Below are 4,207 nucleotides of genomic sequence, written 5' to 3'. Positions count from 1 at the left end.
AAAATGTTTGACTTGCTCGGTTGTTTTTATAGTGTGTACTCACTTCTTTAAAACGTTGACGCTTTGTTTTGTTCAGTTTTCAAAGAGCAATTTGTTTCACTTACGATACATTTGATATTATCATAGTCTAGAACAGTTGTCAACTTCTGCGAAGAAGTTTTTTTGTTCTGAAACAGTCGCTTGCTTTGCGACTTCTTAATCATACTTTTAATTTTCCAGATAGTCAACTTTTATTTTAAAAGATTATTCAACAGTCTTTTCGAGCAAACTAAGGAAAATACCAGGGGCAACTTCAATTTCATTTATCATTACAAACCCAAAGCGTTTGTAAAGATTCAAAGCAGGTTGATTTTCCGATCCTGTACTGACGATAATCTTCTTCCCAGATGCTAGAGCCAAGGATGCTTCTATTAACTTTCCGCCTATTCCTTTTCGAAAATGCAGAGGGTGCACCACAAGGCGGCAAATTTCCATTGTATCCTTTTCAACGGAATAAGAAAGAAAACCCGCCCACTCGTGATCGAGTCGATATCCAATAAAGATTTCTTCACTCTTCACGATACTATCTACTGTATCCATTAATTGCGGAATCCCCGAAAAACCGATTAAAGCTGCTTCTATATGATACGACGGAATCTGTATCGCTAAGATTTCATCAGCCAGAGTTTCATTGATATCATTTAAATAAACGATCATTCTATCACCTCATATTTCATATTTTAGAACCCGCTATACTCTTTCGAATGGATCAACCTCTCGTTGTCATATAATAAGAAGTTATGGAACCTTTTTAGTATTGCTTCAAGAGTAGGTGAAACTCTGCAAGCATCATAAGCACAAACCGATATAAGTCCGCTCTTACATAGAGTCACATCTACTATACGTTCATATTCACTGATTTTTATATCAATGTCCTCTTGGCAGCCCCATTCAACATGGGCCCACGTTCGAAAAGAGCTGTTCTTTTTCGTGAAATCGTCTTGTGTTTTATTAAAATAAGCAAGAATAGTCGCTGATTCAAAATCACCATTCATACAGTAAAAGTCAAAATTATTTATATAACACACTTTCCTTAATTGAGCAGTCGACAAACACATAACTAGTTTTTCTTTTAAAGAACTCCATAACCGTTCATTCTCTATGAATAATACTTCATCACCTTGTTCAAACGCTGTCTTAATATAAGTAATGGCATTTTTAAAATAGCCATTTAATTCATGAAAATTATAAAAAATATGACCACCGTTAGTCTGCTTCATCCATTCAGTTTTCGTTCCTATCTGGTCTTCTGACAAATGATCAATCCCCTTCCCTATTTTCATCACATATCTATTTTACTATAATTAGTAGTGTTATATAAATTTTTCTAATTATATTTAAAGAAAAGAACCTTTGAATATAATTCGCAGGTTCAAACTCTTCTAGACTGAGGATTATCGAATAATATCTACTAAATGAGCTAATATCCTCGCTGTCATTCCCCAGATTACTCTCCCCTTATAAGAATAAAAATACTCATCCACCTTTCTTGTCTGCCAGTGGTAGTTCTCCCCGCCCACTACAAGCTCAAAGGGGAAGTTTTCTTCCGGCTCAGCTCTTAAATTAACTGGATAGATCGCGGGAGGATTATCCAAAAAATAAGTTAACGGTACAGTAAAAACCCCTCCAACTTCAGCAGGATTCAGCTTCATAGGTACAGCAGGGTCAATCACTCCTGCATACGGATAGACAATCATCCCCGGAGAAACGATATAGTTAAGCGGCGTTACATCAGTTATGTTTTCTTCTTTAATACCCAACTCCTCAATTGTCTCCCGAATCGCCGTCTGCTGTTCAGTTAGGTCAAGAGGATCTTTCCTCCCTCCCGGAAAACAAATATCACCCGGCTGTCTGCGCATCTCAAGAGAACGAATTTCAAATAATATATGAGTTTCTCCATTGATTTCTACAAGAGGTACTAGCACTGCATACTTTTTAAAAGCTTCGCTCCCTAAGATTATCGGCGTATGGTTTTTTAGCTTATTTAACACCGAATTTTCGCTCAAAACAATCACCCCTTAATTCATTAAAAGTCTTTAGCCGTTTCTACTATTATATAGTTTATTATAGAAATACAAAAACAACTGCGGCAAAAACCACAGTTGAAATAGTTAACGCTTACATTTAATTTATACCACCTTATGAGCAGAAGTTCCATCAGGCGTAACAGTTGTTTTTTTGTACCTACGTTGAGGGATTCCTCTCTTCTCCTGTATTTTCGCCACCCACATTGTAAGCATGGGCGTTAAAATAGCTGTTACTAACACACTCGTCGCTATAATCGCTGTTGCTGATTCAGCTACTGGAGCAAATTGCGGATTTAACTCAGCAATGATAAATGGAACAGCCACTGCAGCACCAGCTGTCGAAGAAGCAGCTACACCAGCAACTCCATCCGAACCAGTTACATAACGATCCAATACATACAAGACTCCACCAGAAAGGAAAACAACGGCCACTCCCATCAGAATACCCATAAATCCAGATTTAATAATCATCCCAAAATCTAACCCAAACCCTAGAGCCAGGGCGAAGAAAGGAATAAGAACTGGTACTGCCTGCCCAAAGAACGCTCGACATTCCTTATCAACATTCCCAACAATCATCCCCACTACAAACGGGATAAGTGTTGAAACAATAGTCTGCCACGGGAACGTAGCGAGACCGCCTACACCTAAAATGATCATCGTGAAAAATGGACCGCTTTCTATACTGATAAAAGGAAAGGCTGCTGCATCTTCTGTTCTGCCTAATTTAGTCATTAAAGCCGTGTATAATCCTCCATTGGTTTCATTAAACGCCGCAATGAGTACTAACGCAGATAAACCAGAAAATATCCCAGTCTGAATCCCGTTTTCCGGAAGGATCAAGGCTGCCGCATATCCTAATAATGCCGCAAATACAACTTTCCCTATGAGTAAGGTCAATCCTTTTTTGGCAATATAACCTGATTGTTTCACATCAATGGTTGCTCCTACACAGAAGAAGAAAACCGCTAGTATCGATGCTGTTCCTGTTAATAAAGCGCCAGTAAATCCACCGAAATAAGTAGCTGTATTAGGAAATATAGTATTTATCAAGGCCCCAAAAAATAACGGAACAACCATCATACCACCAGGAACTTTTTCAATGCTCGCTTTTATTCTCATTATAATCTCTCCAATCATATCCATTAATGATTTCTCAAGCTTTGTAATCAGATAATCGAGTACCGCTTTTAACTATTTTGAACCTTATACTGTTTTTCAATAAACTCATCTAATTTCAATCTGGTCGGCATTCCATCCATATCTCCCGGTGACATAACTTGAAGAGCACCAATTGCATTGCCGCGGATAACAGCTTCTTGAATCGATTTACCGTCAAGCAATCCACTAATAACCCCAACAGCGAAGCCATCTCCGGCACCTACCGTATCCACTATCTCTTCAATCACAAACCCCTTTATGTAGCCTTCCTCACTACCTTTTTTATAGTAAGCACCCTTCGCACCAAGCTTGATAATGACCGTTTTAACACCTTTACTTATATAGAAATCTGCCACTTCCTCAGGTGCAGAAAGACCAGTCAATATTTCAGCTTCTGACATCCCCGGTAAAAATAGATCTGCTAAACAAGCAAGCTGATTGATTTCTTTAATCATTTTTTGTTTATCCGGCCATAATTTAGGTCGCAAATTCGGATCAAAGGAAATAGTCTTTCCTTCTTGCTTCATAAACCTCATTGCTGCTACTGAAAATTCATGACATCCAGTAGACAGCGCTGAAGGAATCCCCGTCACGTGCAGATGCTTTGCTTGACCGAAGTATTCTTCAGAAAGGTCATTTGTATTTAAAGTTGACGCTGCCGAGTTTTTTCTGAAATACTCGACCTCTGGATCTCCTTCAACTACTTTTGACTTAATCAGCATTCCCGTAGCGTTCTCATTAGTAAACCGAACCCCCATCGTATCTACTTTTTCTTTATTCAGTTCTTCCATAATAAATTTCCCAAAACTATCATTACCGAGCTTCGTCATATATCCTACATGCAAGTCAAGACGCGCTAACCCACAAGCTACATTCGACTCTGCACCTGCTAGTGCACGTGAAAAAGAATTAACCAAATGGAGAGGCTTGACCTCTATTTGCATAGAACATAGCCATCGGCTCTCCAAAGGTAATGACAT

Annotated in this window: 4 protein-coding genes and 1 pseudogene; all 5 read right to left on the bottom strand. The window is 38.6% G+C overall.

Annotated elements, in window-relative coordinates; all coding sequences use genetic code 11:
- Nucleotides 1–243 precede the first annotated feature (243 nt).
- On the bottom strand, nucleotides 244–696 hold the full coding sequence (locus WYK_RS05685; protein ID WP_040373611.1) for a GNAT family N-acetyltransferase: 453 nt from the start codon (nucleotides 694–696) through the stop codon (nucleotides 244–246).
- Between the two features lie 23 nt (nucleotides 697–719).
- Nucleotides 720–1,295: an MEDS domain-containing protein gene (locus tag WYK_RS05680; protein ID WP_051387334.1), complete on the bottom strand. Its 576-nt coding sequence runs from the start codon at nucleotides 1,293–1,295 to the stop codon at nucleotides 720–722.
- Between the two features lie 138 nt (nucleotides 1,296–1,433).
- Nucleotides 1,434–2,045: an NUDIX hydrolase gene (locus WYK_RS05675; protein ID WP_040373610.1), complete on the bottom strand. Its 612-nt coding sequence runs from the start codon at nucleotides 2,043–2,045 to the stop codon at nucleotides 1,434–1,436.
- Nucleotides 2,046–2,168: 123 nt separating this feature from the next.
- Nucleotides 2,169–3,188: a 2-keto-3-deoxygluconate permease gene (locus WYK_RS05670; RefSeq protein ID WP_051387333.1), complete on the bottom strand. Its 1,020-nt coding sequence runs from the start codon at nucleotides 3,186–3,188 to the stop codon at nucleotides 2,169–2,171.
- Nucleotides 3,189–3,256: 68 nt separating this feature from the next.
- Nucleotides 3,257–4,202, bottom strand: a pseudogene (locus tag WYK_RS05665) (sugar kinase).
- Between the last annotated feature and the right edge of the window lie 5 nt (nucleotides 4,203–4,207).

The sequence above is a fragment of the Peribacillus psychrosaccharolyticus ATCC 23296 genome, from assembly GCF_000305495.1.
Lineage (GTDB): Bacteria > Bacillota > Bacilli > Bacillales > DSM-1321 > Peribacillus > Peribacillus psychrosaccharolyticus.
This window is presented reverse-complemented; position numbering and strand designations above follow the sequence as displayed.

Coding starts and splice junctions, on each gene's coding strand:
- WYK_RS05685 (WP_040373611.1), bottom strand. CDS start 696: ATGATCGTTTATTTAAATGATATCAATGAAACTCTGGCTGATGAAATC.
- WYK_RS05670 (WP_051387333.1), bottom strand. CDS start 3,188: ATGAGAATAAAAGCGAGCATTGAAAAAGTTCCTGGTGGTATGATGGTT.